This window comes from Vibrio sp. nBUS_14, assembly GCF_051201655.1.
Lineage (GTDB): Bacteria > Pseudomonadota > Gammaproteobacteria > Enterobacterales > Vibrionaceae > Vibrio.
Window position 1 is genome coordinate 1,101,618 of the sequence record NZ_CP179207.1, and the last position, 16,156, is coordinate 1,117,773.

Genomic DNA, 16,156 nt, shown 5'->3' on the forward strand with positions numbered 1-16,156 from the left:
TTATTATTTATTACACAGGTGGGCAGTATATTTAATATTAAGGAATTCTCAAGCTTTACTTTCCACATGTGCAGTATTTTTTATTTTAAGGAAAACAGTGTAGAATGTGGTAATTAGGTAAATGTGTGAAAAGAAGATGACAGAAAAGAAACAAGGTAGAAGAAGCGCAAAAGACGCCGAAGAGACTCGATTTTTGATCATGAGTGTTGCTGCGGATATGTTCTGTGAGCATGGTTATGATAGCGTTTCGCTGCGAAATATCAGCGAAAAAGCAAGCGTCTCGCATAGTCTTATCCGCCATCACTTTGGTAGCAAAGAAAAGATCTGGCATGCCATAAGTGATTGTTTACATAAATATTTTCAGTCTTATATTGCTAAGATAGTGGAAGAGTTACCAAAAGGCATTGCACCAAACATTACTATCTATTTATTTAGTATGCGTCTCTTTAGCAACATGATTCACACACGCAAACCGATGCAACTTATCACCGACTCTGTTCGCCAAAAAGACAACTTGGTCGATTACTTTATCGACAATGTTGGTGATATCGAAGAAGAAATTAATAGGTTGGCAGAAGAATATAACGATGCGAACCCAGATAACTTGATCAACATTTATGAAATTAAATGGCAAATGATCATGTATGCGCATGGAGCGGTATGCCTAACCCCTTTCATGGAAAGCACGTGGAATGAGGGTGACATGCAATCGACGCCTGAAGAAGCATTGTTAAAACATTGGCAATTGTTCAACAAGCAAATGATCAGTACGTTCAATATCAGTGAAGAATGGGTCTTGAATCCAAGCTCGATTGAAGAGCTGATTTACGAAGTCCCTTGCGTGTGGAAGTGCAATAAAGAACACCATTAATCGAATGCTCTTGTCTGACTTGATCGTCAATTAATTTACTTGATATAAAAACGCACCGTTACAGAACTAACTGTAACGGTGCGTTTTTATATGTGTAGATCTTTAATCGAGTGCTTTAGGTCAGCTTATTAGCGACGTGCTTTACCACGGTTTTGATGGATTTTAAGCTTGGCTTTCATCTTACGTTTCTCCGATGAACGACTCTTACTGCGGCCACCGCGATCAGGTGCCACATCTTTTTCAAGGCTTGGTTCAAAACCCTCTAGCCACTCTTGAGGCAAGCGCGTATCCAGCAATCGTTCAATGTCACCCAGTAGGTAAGCTTCGTCCTGACTCATCAAAGAAATGGCTAAACCGCTGTTGCCTGCGCGGCCTGTACGACCAATTCGGTGAACGTAATCTTCGGCTTTGAATGGCATATCGTAATTCACAACTTGTTCTAGTTGCTGAATATCGATACCACGAGCTGCCACGTCAGTCGCAATCAACGCGCGTACCTTACCTGATTTGAAATCATCCAGTGCCTTTTGGCGCGCACCTTGGCTCTTATCACCATTGATTGACGCCGCTTTAATGCCATCAAGCTTAAGCTCTTTAACTAGAGCATCCGTGCCCTGTTTTGTTTTAGTGAATACCAACACTTGTTGCCAGTTCTTTGAACCGATCAGGTAAGCCAGTAGCTCACTCTTACGTGATTTATCGACGGGATAAACCATCTGGGTAACCGTGTCCGCGGTGCTGTTTTTAGGCGTCACTTGAATTTCACTTGGCGACTGCATCATACGATGCGCAAGCGCTTTTATTTTATTATCGAAGGTCGCAGAGAAGAACAGAGTCTGACGTACTTCATTCATGCGTGAAAGAATGCGTTTAATATCAGGCATGAAACCCATGTCCAACATGCGATCCGCTTCATCAAGCACCAACACTTCAGTGTGGCTCAGCATGATGTTCTTAGTGAACATGTGGTCAATAAGACGACCAGGCGTTGCCACTAAGATATCTGCGCCGCCACGTAGGTTATCAGTTTGAACCTTCATGCTAACGCCGCCGTAAGTGACAACCACTTTAATGTCGGTACCTTTTGCGTAGCTGGTTACGTTATCAAACACTTGCTGCGCTAGTTCGCGTGTTGGCACTAATACAAGTGCACGAACGAGCTTCGGGTTTGGAATAACGTTGTCTTTAGTCTCGATTAATCTTTGAATAATCGGCAAACCAAATGCTGCCGTTTTACCCGTACCCGTTTGCGCACCAGCCAATACATCTTTGCCTTCTAGCACCAATGGAATCGCTTGCTCTTGAACACTGGTTGGAGCCGTAAAGTTAAGCTCGGTGAGTGTTGTAAGCAGTTGGTCAGACAATCCAAGTTGGTTAAAAGGTTTAGTAGGTTCAGACATAGTATGATGCTCAAAGATTAAATAGGCGCGGATTGTAGCAAACCTGCATTACGCTGTTTACCTTTCCTTTTGATTTTTCGTCAATTGAAGCGCACTAAACAGGTTTGCTTCTTCTAAAACACTTGGATATAACTCATTAAAGTGACACTGCAACTTATCATAGTGACGTTCTAGGTCGTCATAACAGTTTTTGAGCATACCTAGCTTAGGCCTTCTTATCGCCATTCGTTGTAATACCAACTCAATGTAAGACATGTCTTGATAGCTTTCCAACCACCGCTGTTCTACCATCTTTTGATGAATAGTAATGAAGTTCTCAGGCCAGTGTGACTCTTGATGTTCGAAAATCTGCTGATGACTATCTGAACAAAATTGCTCCAACGATTGTGTCGAGAACTGCCCCCAATGATTGACTAAGCAGTGATCCCAGAATACATCGAGAGCAATAGGAGCAAAACGCTTTGTTTGATCTGAAAAGAGAGATTTTGCATTACGGGATGCATCATGACGATCGGTATAACTATCGACAAATCGATGAAGTCTTATCCCGCTAGAAAGCGAATCTGAATAGTGTTTATTAGGGTCACCATTAATAAAGTCACCTAACAGATTACCGGCTAAGTTACTGTTGCAATGTTGGGCGATGTGTAGGTGTGCGAGAAAGTTCATTGAACCTCATTAAAGTATCGAGAACTAAGTAACATGGTAAACGTACTCGTTTAACTTCGCGAACTTTAATGAGGATAGTTTTGATATGAGGTGTGAGCGAATGAGATTTGCTCAGTTTAAGAATTGCCTAATTTGAGAACGTTGAACTACAGAAACCTTTAGTTCAGATACAACTTAGTTCGAAGACTTAAAAAGTTCTTCTGCTAATTGTTTAACTGTTTGTTCATAGTCAGATAAATCAATGCCAATTTCCATAGCATCTAACAACTCAAGACTTTCGTCATTATAAGATTGGTCACTCATAGTGCCCCCTCTATTCCTTGATGTGGACATAATGTCCTGTTAACTAGTGCACCATCTTGGACTTATATTATGTCACTTTGATGAACGCACTCTACTCTACCCATTCCATATTTATAGCTTGAAGCTACTCGCGATCATTAACGCTTGTTTACGTCAAAGGGGTATACGCGAACGACATATGTACTGCCACCTTACACCAAGTACAACAAATTACTCTACAAATTTTGAAGCCGATCATGGTAAAACGTTTGCTTAGGCATTTTCGATGCATTGAGCACTCGCCAGTGTAACGATTAATTTACAGTGGTTATTTTTAATTACATTAGAGATTGCATTTGGAATAAAACTCAATCAGAATACTTAAAAATCGAGATATTCTTTGGGTTTATGAACTTAATCTAGAAGAATTACAATAAAAACACACCCTTACGTAAAGAATTATATACAATGAATAAATCAAAGGTTTTTGGTAGTACTTTGATCATTGCAGGCACCACTATTGGTGCAGGCATGCTCGCTCTTCCACTTGCGTCTGCAGGTATTGGCTTCACAACTTCGCTTTTCTTAATGTTATGTCTTTGGGCATTGATGACTTTTACCGCTTTATTAATGGTAGAGCTTCATCAATTCGCAGAATCGCACGCTACCCTAAACACTTTAGCTCAAACAATTTTAGGGACCAAAGGAAAGTGGATTGCGAGCTTCGCCGTTATGTTTCTGTTTTACGCTTTATGTGCTGCCTACATTGCGGGCGGCGGTGCTCAATTCAACCAACGTATTTCTGATATTGCTGGTATTGAACTCAACGGCCAAATCACAACCCTTCTATTTACTCTGTTAGTTGCTGGCGTTGTGACGATTGGTACACACAGTGTTGATAAGGTTAACCGTGTTTTGTTTGGCTTAAAGCTAATCGCGATGGTTCTAGTACTTAGCTTTCTGGCACCTAACATTACTTCTCAGTACCTAATGAGCATGCCTTTACAACAAGGCCTGATTGTTGCGGCTATTCCGGTTGTATTCACCTCTTTTGGTTTCCACGGCAGCATCCCTTCGATTGTTCGATACCTTGATGGCGATGTTCGCTCTCTGCGTAAGGTCATGATTATTGGATCCGCACTGCCTTTGGTCATCTATGTTTTCTGGCAGAGCGTGACTTTAGGTGTGATTAGCCAAGAGCAGCTATTATCGGACACAAGCCTGGGCGCACTGTTAATCTCACTGTCACAGACCGTTCATCAATCTAACCTTAGCGTCATCGTTGGTGTGTTTGCCGATCTTGCACTTCTCACCTCATTTATTGGCGTGAGCTTGGGCCTATTCGAATTCATGGGCGATTCATTGAGCAATAAGCTAGGCAGCGCTAAGCGTGTCAAAACGGCATTGATAACTTTCGTTCCACCACTTGGCTTTGCTTTATTCTATCCACAAGGCTTTATCATGGCACTGGGTTACGCAGCAATCGCACTAGCAGTACTTGCAATCTTGTTACCGACAGTGATGGTTTACAAAGTTCGTTACACTGATTTCGCCGTTGATGGCCAAAATACTCAAGAGACTTACCAAGTATTAGGTGGAAGCAAAGCGTTGTTTTTAGCGGGTAGCGTTGGCGTGTTTATCATTGCAATTCAATTCCTTATTTCAGTAGGTTTACTACCTTCTTTAGGCTAGTAAACCTTTATAAGCTAAAAATACTTGATTGAGATCTCATGAACGATATATTGATATCATTAATTTTCATAATTAATTGATCATAATCACATTTTTATTGAAGTCGGTTATTTAGAGTCCACGGTAAAGGATTTACCGTGGAGTTTTTATGAAAGAAGTACAATTTCGAACGATAGACAAACTGTTTATTAAAATGTCTATCAACGACAAGTTTTGGGTCATTTTCTTAATCTTTTTTGCCGCTGTGGCAAGCCTAGCTGGACTTAGCTACGTCAATAAAATGGAACAAATTGACGCGAGTGCAAAACAACAGGTTGAGTATCAACTCAAAGGCATTTTATCTGCATCAGATTCCCCTGCCTCTGTTCGTCTTGTTAGCCAACAAACTCGTCCTCAAGAAACCATCATTTCTAACAATGGCGCGGTTACCGCAACGGCTATTGCACAAGACGGCAACTACTACTCTCTTACCGTTTCAAATAACGATACACATAACCAAAAGCAGCAAGCACTGTACACTTTCTTACTCAGTCTTTTGTGGTGTGTGCCTTTTGGTCTTTTCTGTTACTGGGTTGCGACCTTCCTAGGTGGTGCGTTATGGGTTCTTTACTCAACCACTCAGAAGATTGGTGACGGTGACTTAACCTCACGCCTTGGCTTCCACCCTGGCCGTGATGAGTTTGGTACGATTGGTTGCGCGCTTGACCGTTCAATGGACACGCTAAGTGAGCTAGTGAATAACGTAAACCACAGTGCCGTGACACTCAGTGAAACGTCGGCTTCTTTAGAAACAGAGATGAAGCGCAGCGAAACACAAATCATGAGCCAAAACGCGTCTCTTGACTCTGTTGCAACCGCGATGGACCAAATGACGGCATCAGCTAACGAAGTGTCGAATATCTCTGCACGTTCAACTGAACAAACAGAACAAGATGCACAGCAGGTCAACGATAGCCACTCGAAGGTTCAACAAGCAATTTCAGAGATCAGCACTCTTTCTTCTCTGATAGAGCAAACCTCATCTTCAGTTACCAGCTTAAATGTGAACACCAGCCAAATTAATGAAGTGATCACGACGATCAACGCTATCTCAGAGCAAACCAACCTACTTGCCCTGAATGCTGCGATTGAAGCGGCTCGTGCGGGTGAACAAGGTCGTGGCTTCGCAGTTGTTGCGGATGAAGTACGAACGCTGGCAAGCAGAACACAGTCAGCTACCGTTGAAATCCAAGCGATGATTGAGCGCCTGCAACAAGAAAGCCAAAACATCGCTAAAATCACAGAACAAACAGTTGATCAAGCGCAAACCAGTAGCCAACTGATTTCAAATATCGGTGATGACGTGAACTCTATTGCGGATTCAGCTCAAGCGCTTATGGACATGAGTATCCAGATTGCTACATCGGCCGATGAGCAAAGTAATGTAGCTAACACGATTGCAGCAGAACTTAACGATATCCGTAGCCAATCTGATGTGATTAAAGATGTAGCTCAAAACTCTTCAAATGGCGTCTCTAAGCTAACTGAAGCGTCAGTTTCACTATCTAAAACTTTGGCTAGATACCGAACTTAAGGCTCGAGGCTATAACGTTCAAAGCTATAACGTTCAAAGCCAACGCTAAAGTGGCTTCCAGTTAACGTGAAGAGAAAACAAACTAGAAGGACTCGCAATGAGTCCTTTTTTATTGGTGACCGTTAATAACAACTTCCATTAATAACAACCTCCACTAATTACTACAGTAAATGCATGGTCTTTAAGGATGAGATTATCATTACCATGAAGCAAGTCGCAAAGGAGAGATTATGAAGGGGCAAAACTGTCTAATAATCGAGCTTAGGAGTAATCTAGTTAAACGGGTCTTATTTTCGCTTACCCTCTTGCTGCAGGTGACATAATGAATAATAAAGAAGCACCAAACAACGAAGACATCACATGCCCTCTATGCCAACACGACGAATATCTGCTCTCAGAAAGCGGAGAGAAGTTTACGTGCGCATCTTGCGGTTTCCACACTAAACAATTTAGTAAAATAGTCAGCCTTCAAATAGGCACTACCCCACCAAAACTCCAGAGTTCGGTATACCGTTCGTTGAGCAATGCTTGCCATTAATCCAAACTGAAATTTCTTCCAAACTGTAAATATCCTGAGCCGCTAGCTCTGCTATGTCGGCTTCTGGATCATCATTCAATGAATCTTCAATCGCTGGTCGTAATCTAAAAGATTGAATCCCAGCACGAACTCCAGCTTCAATACCCTTCACCGTGTCGTCAACATAAATACATTCGTTTGGTAAAAACCCCATGTTAATTGCGGTATACATAATCAGGTCAGGCTCCGGCTTCCAACTATTTGCATCAAAAGCCGAAAACACTTTCCCTTTGAAGTCGTCGAACATACCCGTAATCGCTAATGATGATTCGACTCTCGATTTAGGAGCATTTGAAGCGATACAAAACTCGATGTCTTGTCGTTTGAGAAATTCAATCAACTCAATCGCACCATCCATAGGCTTCAAATGACGTTCAAAAAGCGCTTCAAGTTCTGTGCGATAGATAGGTTCAAGCGTATCAACGGATATCGACATTCCAAGGCGTTCTTGAGTATCCATCAAGATATCAGCCAGCTTTCCACCTTGAAAGTGGGCATAGCAGTCATTAACGTTTAGCTCCGCCCCAAAGCCGGTGAATACATTCACCAAGGCTTGGCAACAAAGCTTTTCGCTATCGATGAGTGTTCCATCACAATCGAAAATTACACATTTAGTCTGTTCTAATCGCATAGATCTCTCTCACTCGCATTGAATTCAAGTTTTATCCTATAGTGTTCTTGCAATGTGCGGGATGATTGAGATAACAGTTTACAGATACAGGCTTATTTCTCTTCGCGAAATATGGGCTTAATCACCTTACGGCTCGAAATAAGCAATTTGTTTTATACTAAATTAACCCCAAATCTGCAAAACCAAATACTGCAAGGTTTGCATAAACGACTTAATTTCAGTGGAAAATATACATTGCCACGTCCTAGTCGGTTTAGGGTGAATTGATAAAGAAACCAAGACTTGTAGACCATTCAGATAGAGCGAGAGTTAGCTAACAACCGACTCTTCTACTACCTTAATTTCAATCGAAGGTACAGACGCATATTCTACAGTTCCAGTATCGGGATACGAATCTCGGATAGCGACAAACTCGGGCAGGTGTTTCAGTAGCAGTTTGGTTAGCTGGGGATCAAATCGGTAGCCACACTCTCTCTCGAACTCGATCAATTAGAAAGCTTATGGACTCAAGAAAGTTTGCAGCGTTATCATCAGTAACAATGACACCATCCAGGTCATAACCCGAATACTTAGTTTCACAGTAATTGACTAGAGAGTCGTAATATTCTGAATTGTTGATACGCTTGGTATCTAGATACTCAATAGAAAGTTTAACTTCGACTTGAGATTGACTTAACGCGCTATCTATTCCCTTTTGTAAATCGGTGGTCCATTGATAGGAAGGTCCATAGGAGTGGATAACTAAGATGTGCTGATATCCCAGTTGCTAGCGTAAGTCGCTGTAGAAAAAGCGCTAACACACAATACAGCGATTGGTATCAATAGCGTATACATACAAGACCCTTTTAAAAGAAGGAGTACTGTACGAAGATTAACGCTTTCTCAAAGGCTCTTTAGCTTTCCAGCCATACTTTACAGCTAGAAGCTTGATCTTGTGCCAAAAATTCGTGTAACTGTTTAGCAAACCCAATGCAGTCTTGATCATGCTGGTTTACAACATCTGAGATCAGCAGTGAATCGTCAGTCGCTGTAACAATCGCACTCGCTACCACATCACCGTTCTCGGTACCTACAAATAGCTCGTGCTCATCCGACAGTATTATCTGGCTTAAGAACTCCAAAATATGCGCTCTTTCGGTTTCATCTTGATACGCGCTGGCTTGGTTAAGTGAAAAAAGTACCGTCAGTTTATGGAAATCGACTTTATGCAGTTCATCAATTTGGGAAGGAATTTGATCTTGAGCGAGGAGTTGGTAATTCTTGGATGGGAGTCTGCTTTGATAAAGTTCTCGACCTAGCAAGCTCTCCTTTGCGGGATAAGCGATGTCGAGTTGGCTAAACAACCATTGGTTTTTCTTATGTGCGCTTTCAGGTATTTCGTTATTCATTCTTTTAGTACCTAAGATTAGTAACCCCAAATATCACAGTTATTTGGAAGACATATGGTCGGCGTAGGTGCCGAGCTACATGCAGAAAGGATACAGAGCATGACCAAGGCCAACAAGTACTTTAAATGCTTCATATTTTTCATTCTCCAACAACATCCTTTAAGAACTCGGTGAAAAGCTCTACACTCGTATTCAAGCTTTCAATATTCCTATAGTAAACAGAACTATATAAATAAAAAGGACTTCTTATGAAAAAAGCCTTAATAGCAGTTGGTATCATGACATTGTTGGCTGGCTGCACAGACAACGAGGTTGGTGACGTCTCTCTTGGATTCTTCACAATGAAAGATATCAAGATGTCTTCTTTAGATGACGATAAGATCGCGGGTGTGACTTGCCATATCGCGTCTATCGAAGCAAACCTTAGCTTCTCGGATCCAAGTGATAGCTCTATCTCTTGTCGCCAAACAGGTGAAATAACATCTGAAATGATTGCTCTAATAGATAAGAGTAAATCAGGTGAAGTGGTATTTAAGAAATCGAAAAGTATCTTTTTCAAAACAATGAAAGTTCGCCGCATCTACGACGCAGAGAATCAATCATTGCTCTACTTGTCTTACACCACTAAAGAAACCGAAGGTAGCTTCAAACACAGCCTTTCTACTGTTCCTCTATGGGGTACAAAGGCTTACGTTGATCCTGCTACATTAACTCCTACGGAATAACGAGCTTGAATCACCTGTACAGACATTGTGCAGGTGATTCAAAATGTAATAAAAATGAAAGATAAAGAGACAAAATGTGATATCATGCGACAAAATTTTTTCACTGTATTTTTCATATGAAGTTTCCTGGACAGCGTAAATCTAAGCACTATTTTCCAACTCACGCCCGTGATCCGTTGGTCAACCAAATTCAACAAACGCCAAAGTTGCATCGCGCGACTATTGTCGGCGTAGGTCAAACTATTGTTGATATCGAAGCCCGTGTTGACAACGCGTTCCTTGAAAAATACGAACTAAGTAAAGGTCACTCGCTTGTACTGGAAGAAAGTAAAGCCGATGCCCTGTACGAAGAACTAGTTGAACGTGGTTTGATTACGCATCAATATCCCGGCGATACCATTGGTAACACGCTACACAACTACTCTGTTCTCGCAGACAGCAAATCGGTTCTGCTTGGCGTTATGTCTAAGAAAATCGAAGTGGGTTCGTTTGGTTACCGCTACCTTTGCCGTACCTCTTCTCGAATGAACTTAAACCACCTACAAACAGTTGATGGTCCAATTGGTCGTTGTTACACGCTAATTACCGAAGATGGCGAACGTACGTTTGCGATCAACGAAGGACAGATGAATCAACTGCTTCCTGAAAGTATTCCTGAGCAAATTTTCGAAAAAGCATCTGCATTGGTTGTATCATCATACCTAATGCGCGGCAAACCAGAAGATCCAATGCCAAAAGCGGTACAAAAAGCGATTGAATACGCGAAAGCTCACAATGTGCCTGTTGTACTGACGCTTGGTACTAAATACGTGATCGAAGGTAATGCAGAATGGTGGCAAGAATACCTAAAAGAGAACGTCACCATCGTCGCGATGAACGAAGACGAAGGTGAAGCACTAACCGGTGAAAAAGATCCATTACTCGCTGCAAATAAAGCGCTTGAGTGGGTTGACCTTGTTTTATGTACCGCTGGCCCTATTGGCCTGTACATGGCAGGTTACACGGACGAATTAGCGAAACGTGAAACCACACTGCCGCTGTTACCAGGTAACATTCCTGAGTTTAACAAGTTTGAATTTAGTCGTGCTATGCGTAAGCAAGATTGTGTAAACCCAGTAAAAGTATACTCTCACATTGGCCCTTACCTAGGTGGTCCACTTGAGATTAAGAACACCAATGGCGCAGGCGACGGTGCACTTTCTGCACTACTACACGATATGGCAGCGAACAGCTACCACCACGTGAATGTGCCAAACTCAGAGAAACACGAACACGCTTGTCTAACGTACTCGTCACTGTCTCAAATTTGTAAGTATGCCAACCGTGTAAGCTACGAGGTATTGACCCAACACTCACCTCGCCTTTCTCGTGCCCTACCGGAACGTGAAGATAGCTTAGAAGAAACATACTGGGATCGCTAATCGACCCTATTAGGTTGTCGACTAGTTGAGGTTAGCGCCTAGTTAGATAACCCATTCTCGAAGGGCTGCTATATGCAGCCCTTTTTTGTCTTCGTTGTTTATGCAAACACAATTAGAGGTAATCAAATCGAATATTTTGTTTGTTTAAGGTTTAATCTCGCGCAATGACTCTTTAGATCTGTTATCTTCCAGCATATAATTCGTGTGTTTTGCCTTTACTTGGCAAATTTATGCAGCACTATCGCCACGCAAAAGTTTACGTTCCACCCTTCGGTTCTGATATAAGGATCAAATATGTTATCTGATATTGATATTTGTCGCTCTACTCCCCTTAAAAACATCAGTGGGGTTGCTGAACAAGCAGGCCTGAATCAAGATGAACATCAACCGCTAGGACTCCATAAGTCTAAAGTTTCTTTAAGCTCCCTTGAACGCCTGTCTGGGCAACAAGATGGCAAATTGATCGTTGTGACTGCTATTACACCTACGCCACTCGGTGAAGGTAAAACAGTCACCACAATTGGCCTTGCACAAGGTCTCTCTAAAATTAACCAATCTGCGATGGCGTGTATTCGTCAGCCTTCTATGGGTCCGGTATTTGGTGTCAAAGGCGGCGCTGCTGGCGGTGGTTATTCTCAAGTTGCGCCAATGGAGCAGTTAAATCTCCACCTAACTGGCGACATTCATGCAGTGACAGCGGCTCATAACCTCGCCTCTGCCGCTATTGACGCTCGCTTGTATCATGAGCAACGTGAAGGGTTAGAAGCCTTTGAAGCACGCTCTGGCTTAAAGGCGTTAGATATAGACCCAAGCAGAATCGTTTGGCGACGCGTGCTTGACCATAATGATCGTGCACTGCGCATGATCACTGTCGGTAAGAACGAGGCAGATAAAACAATCAACGGTTTTGAACGCGAAGATTGCTTTGATATCTCGGCCGCCTCAGAACTCATGGCCATTCTTGCGCTGGCTGACGACCTTCAAGACCTGCGCAAGCGTATTGGTCGCGTAGTACTCGCTTATAACCACCAAGGTACGCCATTAACCGCAGATGACTTCAACGTTGCAGGCGCAATGACAGTAACAATGAAGGATTCAATTGAACCAACATTAATGCAAACACTTGAAGGTGTGCCAACTTTGATTCACGCAGGCCCGTTCGCAAACATCGCACATGGTAACTCTTCAATTATTGCCGATAAAATTGCTCTCAAACTGAGTGATTTTGTGGTGACTGAAGGCGGTTTCGGCTCAGATATGGGTTTTGAGAAAGCGTGTAACATCAAGGTTAAAGCATCGAATAAGAAACCCGATTGCGCGGTGATAGTCACAACATTACGCGGCTTAAAAGCCAATTCAGGTTTATACGACTTGAGACCGGGGGCAGCATTACCAGAATCAATCTTCAATGATGACCAAGACGCCCTTATCGCTGGCTTTGAGAATCTGAAATGGCACATCAACAATGTTAAGCAATACCAAGTGCCAGCCGTTATCGCCATCAACCAATTCCCACAAGACTCGATTCAAGAGTTAAACACATTAAAACAACTGATCACCGACTTTGATCCTAATGTGACCGTTGAAATCAGCGAAGCTTTTAGTAAAGGCGGCCAAGGTGCGACATTGTTAGCTCAAGCCGTGGTCAATGCTTGTGAAAGCGAGAGCGACTTTAAGCCACTTTATGAGTCGGAGCAGAGCTTAGAAGAAAAGTTAATGGCAGTCGCTGAGGTCGGTTACGGTGCAGCAAGTATTTCGCTATCACCTTTAGCCAAGAAACAACTCGCTGAATTCAATCAACATGGATACAGCAAACTGTCGGTATGTTTAGCAAAGACACCGCTATCAATCTCGACAGAAGCACAAGTTAAGGGTGCTCCTACCCAGTTTGATGTACCAGTTAGAGAACTGAAGCTTTGTGCCGGAGCGGGTTTCATCTACGCTTTGTGTGGCAATGTAATGGCCATGCCCGGCTTACCGGATAAACCAGCATTCATGTCGTTAGATATTGATAATAATGGCAATATCATCGGCCTAAGCTAGATACCCTTAGCTAGGTAAACTGCAAAAAATCACGATTAAACTGAATCGTATATAGAGCAGCGACCCATGTTGAGCAATGATTTTGTAACGAAGTGATTGCTCAAAAATCAATCTTAAATGCAAAATGTTGCACTAAAATTGTAGTTATATGCAAGCCCAATATCAAGTTCTGGGTAAAGATCACATTAAGAACCCCATAAAATATATAGTATTGCGCTGATTCTTTGAGGACAGTGATGAATACGAGTATAAAAAAACTAGTCAGCCAATTTCTATGTACCATTTTTGCCCTAGGACTAGTCCCTGCTCTCTATATTAACTCTGAATTTGATCGGATAGACGCTCAGCATACGCTAAATATTAAGCAATCAAGTCAAAACCAAATCGAATACAGCTTCCACGAGCTTTCTGTCATCATGGATCAGATATCTAACTCAGTTCCCTCCATAGCAAAGTCACAAACCCTTCTTCGTGCCATTGAAGAACCCTCAACGATTCACAAAGAAACGCTGCAAGACTTATGGGTGATGCTTGCTCGCGGACAAAAATATTACTCACAGCTTCGTTATCTCGATATTCAAGGAAATGAAGTGTTCCGCATCAACTACAAAGACAACCAAGCCACAGTCGTTGCAGACAAGGAACTACAAAACAAATCAGCGCGCAGTTACTTTGACACTCTTCAAAAATTAGAAATTGGACAAGTTAGTTCAAATGGTATCGATCTAGAAGTCAAAAACGGTGAAATAGTTCAACCGTTAATTCCGGCCCTTCGTATCATGACCCCTGTAACATCTAAAAATCACATCATTGGTTACTTTATTGCAAACCTCAATATGCTTGAGATTTACGATCGCCTGCATTATCAAATCGGAACATCTTCTGCGGTACCGGTATTTCTGAATAAAACCGGTCATGTCATCATGGGCCCCGACCCAGAAAAATCATTTGGTCATGTTCTTGAGTCTCGTGCTGACATCACTTACGCCAAGCGCTATCCAGAATTATGGGAAGCAATTAAAGACAACACTTCCTCTAGCTATTTTGATGGCGAAAACTGGTATTTCCACTCGGATATCAGCCCTAAGATAGATCAGTTTGAAGGGCCTATTTATATGGTTCTTCACGTTAAAAACCATCAGTTTAGTAACCAGTCTCAACAAGAACATCACGCTATCATCGTACAGATCATTACCTTAACGATACTGATATCGATGATTTCTGCTGGGTTTGTGCTGTGGAATAGAAACCACAAGAAGAACAGCATCGATAGCCAATTGGCTAAAGCTGCGATGAATGGCATGTCAGCCTTGGTAATTACTGACCGAAATAATCGAATCATCAAGGTAAACCAAGAGTTTACTCGCGTGAGTGGTTACGATTTGGAAGATGTAAAAGGGCGTCAACTTTCGATGTTTGCCTCCGGTCGCTATAATCAAGAATTCTACATAAAGATGTCGAGCATTATTACCAAAACTGGAGTATGGGAAGGCGAAGTAGTAAATCGCCGTAAAGACGGCTCTCTGATCACTGAACTACTGCGAATTCAAACGATTAAAGACTCAAAAGGTGTGATTCAGTTTTATGTCGCATCATTTGTCGATATCAGTAAACACAAGGAGCTTGAGAACAAACTTAGAAACCTAAGCGAGAAAGATGCGCTAGCAGATTGTTGGAACCGGCGTAAATTTGATCTTGAGCTCAAGAATGAATGTTCGCGTATTAATCGCTACCCTACTCGAGAAGACTCATGTTTAGCGATCTTAGATATTGACTATTTCAAACTTATCAACGATAGGTTTGGTCATGATTATGGCGATCGCGTTATTCAAACAGTTTCTAAAGTATTACAGCGTGAGTGTCGTGAAACCGACTTTATAGCTCGTATTGGTGGAGAAGAGTTTGGCTTAATCCTGCCTCACACAACAATCGAAGAAGCCCAAGGCGTGCTAAACAGGCTTCGAGTTAATATAAGCCTTGAACTAGATAGCATCGTCACAGTAAGTGTTGGTATTACTAACCTAACCGGCGACTCTGGTCTTAATTACAAGTGTGCCGATTTAGCGCTATACGAAGCAAAAGCAGCTGGACGTAACAACGTATGTTTACTACCAGATACTGAGATGACTGAACTTGCCGAGACCCAGCCCTTAGACTAAAGAGGACACGAGATTTAAAGGCATGTTCTCTTTTTAGAACACGACTCACTCCTCTAACTCTTGCTTCCAAATCCAAATTCAATCTTGTAGCGCGTCATGTCAGTCAACGTACCGTCCATATCAAAGATTAATCCTTCATACGCCGTTAAATCTATTTTCATCACTACTACCACTCTTTAAGAAAGTTACTGATACCATAACCAATATTCAGTATCATGACTCCATATTACCGTTCAAAATGGAAGTTTATGTTACAAATATCTAACTCTGTTTCGATTCAAGACTGGGAACTTCAGTTAACCGCGATCAGAGCACAAGGAGCCGGAGGCCAAAACGTCAATAAAGTATCGAGCGCGATACATTTACGTTTTGACATCAAACACTCCACCCTACCTGATTTCTATAAAGAAAAACTCCTCGCACACAAAGATAGCCGCATCACTAAAGATGGCGTGATTATCATTAAGGCGCAGCAGTATAGAACTCAAGAACAAAACCGTGATGATGCATTGGTGCGTTTGAAAGAACTGATATTGGAAGCAACAAAGGTTCAAAAAGTAAGACGAGCAACTAAGCCGACACGTGGCTCTCAGAAAAGACGTTTAGAAGGAAAGAAACAAAGAGGTACCACCAAACAACTGCGCGGAAGAGTAGAATAATTGTTTCCGCCCCCCCAGTGAACACGTCACTCATGAAACAACCGTTGTAACTTATTTGTTTTAATA

Annotated in this window: 14 protein-coding genes and 2 pseudogenes; 9 read left to right on the forward strand and 7 right to left on the reverse strand. The window is 42.1% G+C overall.

The annotated features are described in order from the left end of the window. Nucleotides 1-136 precede the first annotated feature (136 nt). Nucleotides 137-871 carry a TetR/AcrR family transcriptional regulator gene (locus tag ACMAZD_RS22665; RefSeq protein WP_435249575.1) on the forward strand — a complete coding sequence of 245 codons (735 nt, stop codon included), beginning with the start codon at nt 137-139 and terminating at the stop codon, nt 869-871. Between the two features lie 128 nt (nt 872-999). Here ACMAZD_RS22665 and ACMAZD_RS22670 read toward each other — a convergent pair whose 3' ends face one another. From ACMAZD_RS22670 to ACMAZD_RS22680, 3 genes are all read right to left on the reverse strand, one after another. Beyond that, the gene (locus tag ACMAZD_RS22670) at nt 1,000-2,271 is read right to left on the reverse strand and encodes a DEAD/DEAH box helicase (RefSeq protein ID WP_435249576.1); all 1,272 of its coding nucleotides are present in this window, start codon (nt 2,269-2,271) and stop codon (nt 1,000-1,002) included. Nucleotides 2,272-2,328: 57 nt separating this feature from the next. After that, a complete protein-coding gene (locus ACMAZD_RS22675; protein ID WP_435249577.1) occupies nt 2,329-2,940 on the reverse strand; it encodes an ACP phosphodiesterase in 612 nt (203 codons plus the stop codon). Nucleotides 2,941-3,114: 174 nt separating this feature from the next. Then, the gene (locus ACMAZD_RS22680) at nt 3,115-3,243 is read right to left on the reverse strand and encodes a hypothetical protein (RefSeq protein WP_017059831.1); all 129 of its coding nucleotides are present in this window, start codon (nt 3,241-3,243) and stop codon (nt 3,115-3,117) included. Between the two features lie 447 nt (nt 3,244-3,690). On the opposite strand from ACMAZD_RS22680, the gene ACMAZD_RS22685 reads away from it, so the two are divergent. The 3 genes from ACMAZD_RS22685 (at nt 3,691) to ACMAZD_RS22695 (ending at nt 7,025) form a co-directional block, all read left to right on the forward strand. Beyond that, complete coding sequence (locus ACMAZD_RS22685; protein WP_435249578.1) at nt 3,691-4,914, forward strand: aromatic amino acid transport family protein; 1,224 nt, start codon at nt 3,691-3,693, stop codon at nt 4,912-4,914. Between the two features lie 148 nt (nt 4,915-5,062). Continuing rightward, on the forward strand, nt 5,063-6,487 hold the full coding sequence (locus ACMAZD_RS22690; protein ID WP_435249579.1) for a methyl-accepting chemotaxis protein: 1,425 nt from the start codon (nt 5,063-5,065) through the stop codon (nt 6,485-6,487). A gap of 322 nt (nt 6,488-6,809) precedes the next feature. Further along, nucleotides 6,810-7,025, forward strand: coding sequence for a hypothetical protein (locus tag ACMAZD_RS22695; RefSeq protein ID WP_435249580.1), 216 nt, complete (start codon nt 6,810-6,812; stop codon nt 7,023-7,025). Here ACMAZD_RS22695 and ACMAZD_RS22700 read toward each other — a convergent pair. The 3 genes and pseudogenes from ACMAZD_RS22700 to ACMAZD_RS22710 all read right to left on the reverse strand — a co-directional run bounded on the left by ACMAZD_RS22700 (nt 6,967) and on the right by ACMAZD_RS22710 (nt 9,083). Further along, entirely contained in the window at nt 6,967-7,695 is a 729-nt protein-coding gene (locus tag ACMAZD_RS22700) for an HAD-IA family hydrolase (protein ID WP_435249581.1), read from the reverse strand. The two genes, ACMAZD_RS22695 and ACMAZD_RS22700, sit on opposite strands and share 59 nt — an antisense overlap. Nucleotides 7,696-8,176: 481 nt before the next feature. Beyond that, nucleotides 8,177-8,529 (reverse strand): annotated as a pseudogene (locus tag ACMAZD_RS22705) (HD domain-containing phosphohydrolase); the annotation flags it as partial. A 59-nt stretch (nt 8,530-8,588) separates the two neighbouring features. Continuing rightward, on the reverse strand, nt 8,589-9,083 hold the full coding sequence (locus ACMAZD_RS22710) for a hypothetical protein (protein WP_435249582.1): 495 nt from the start codon (nt 9,081-9,083) through the stop codon (nt 8,589-8,591). A gap of 248 nt (nt 9,084-9,331) precedes the next feature. Here ACMAZD_RS22710 and ACMAZD_RS22715 point away from each other — a divergent pair, with 248 nt between their 5' ends. The 4 genes from ACMAZD_RS22715 (at nt 9,332) to ACMAZD_RS22730 (ending at nt 15,431) form a co-directional block, all read left to right on the forward strand. Next, a complete protein-coding gene (locus ACMAZD_RS22715) occupies nt 9,332-9,808 on the forward strand; it encodes a CreA family protein (protein WP_435249583.1) in 477 nt (158 codons plus the stop codon). Between the two features lie 116 nt (nt 9,809-9,924). Further along, complete coding sequence (locus ACMAZD_RS22720; protein WP_435249584.1) at nt 9,925-11,229, forward strand: inosine/guanosine kinase; 1,305 nt, start codon at nt 9,925-9,927, stop codon at nt 11,227-11,229. A gap of 294 nt (nt 11,230-11,523) precedes the next feature. Beyond that, nucleotides 11,524-13,272, forward strand: coding sequence for a formate--tetrahydrofolate ligase (locus ACMAZD_RS22725; protein ID WP_435249585.1), 1,749 nt, complete (start codon nt 11,524-11,526; stop codon nt 13,270-13,272). 236 nt (nt 13,273-13,508) lie between these two features. Next, nucleotides 13,509-15,431, forward strand: a complete 1,923-nt coding sequence (locus ACMAZD_RS22730) for a diguanylate cyclase (RefSeq protein WP_435249586.1) — start codon at nt 13,509-13,511, stop codon at nt 15,429-15,431. Between the two features lie 98 nt (nt 15,432-15,529). On the opposite strand, the pseudogene ACMAZD_RS22735 reads toward ACMAZD_RS22730, so the two are convergent. Beyond that, nucleotides 15,530-15,604, reverse strand: a pseudogene (locus ACMAZD_RS22735) (carotenoid dehydrogenase); the annotation flags it as partial. Between the two features lie 75 nt (nt 15,605-15,679). Here ACMAZD_RS22735 and arfB point away from each other — a divergent pair. Further along, nucleotides 15,680-16,090: an alternative ribosome rescue aminoacyl-tRNA hydrolase ArfB gene (gene arfB / locus ACMAZD_RS22740; RefSeq protein WP_435249587.1), complete on the forward strand. Its 411-nt coding sequence runs from the start codon at nt 15,680-15,682 to the stop codon at nt 16,088-16,090. Nucleotides 16,091-16,156: the final 66 nt, after the last annotated feature.

Bases quoted from the DNA above. Each gene is read 5' to 3' on its own strand.
- ACMAZD_RS22710 (WP_435249582.1), bottom strand. From the start codon at position 9,083: ATGAATAACGAAATACCTGAAAGCGCACATAAGAAAAACCAATGGTTG.
- ACMAZD_RS22690 (WP_435249579.1), top strand. From the start codon at position 5,063: ATGAAAGAAGTACAATTTCGAACGATAGACAAACTGTTTATTAAAATG.
- ACMAZD_RS22665 (WP_435249575.1), top strand. From the start codon at position 137: ATGACAGAAAAGAAACAAGGTAGAAGAAGCGCAAAAGACGCCGAAGAG.
- ACMAZD_RS22725 (WP_435249585.1), top strand. From the start codon at position 11,524: ATGTTATCTGATATTGATATTTGTCGCTCTACTCCCCTTAAAAACATC.
- ACMAZD_RS22680 (WP_017059831.1), bottom strand. From the start codon at position 3,243: ATGAGTGACCAATCTTATAATGACGAAAGTCTTGAGTTGTTAGATGCT.
- ACMAZD_RS22685 (WP_435249578.1), top strand. From the start codon at position 3,691: ATGAATAAATCAAAGGTTTTTGGTAGTACTTTGATCATTGCAGGCACC.
- ACMAZD_RS22720 (WP_435249584.1), top strand. From the start codon at position 9,925: ATGAAGTTTCCTGGACAGCGTAAATCTAAGCACTATTTTCCAACTCAC.
- ACMAZD_RS22675 (WP_435249577.1), bottom strand. From the start codon at position 2,940: ATGAACTTTCTCGCACACCTACACATCGCCCAACATTGCAACAGTAAC.
- ACMAZD_RS22695 (WP_435249580.1), top strand. From the start codon at position 6,810: ATGAATAATAAAGAAGCACCAAACAACGAAGACATCACATGCCCTCTA.
- arfB (WP_435249587.1), top strand. From the start codon at position 15,680: ATGTTACAAATATCTAACTCTGTTTCGATTCAAGACTGGGAACTTCAG.
- ACMAZD_RS22730 (WP_435249586.1), top strand. From the start codon at position 13,509: ATGAATACGAGTATAAAAAAACTAGTCAGCCAATTTCTATGTACCATT.
- ACMAZD_RS22700 (WP_435249581.1), bottom strand. From the start codon at position 7,695: ATGCGATTAGAACAGACTAAATGTGTAATTTTCGATTGTGATGGAACA.
- ACMAZD_RS22670 (WP_435249576.1), bottom strand. From the start codon at position 2,271: ATGTCTGAACCTACTAAACCTTTTAACCAACTTGGATTGTCTGACCAA.
- ACMAZD_RS22715 (WP_435249583.1), top strand. From the start codon at position 9,332: ATGAAAAAAGCCTTAATAGCAGTTGGTATCATGACATTGTTGGCTGGC.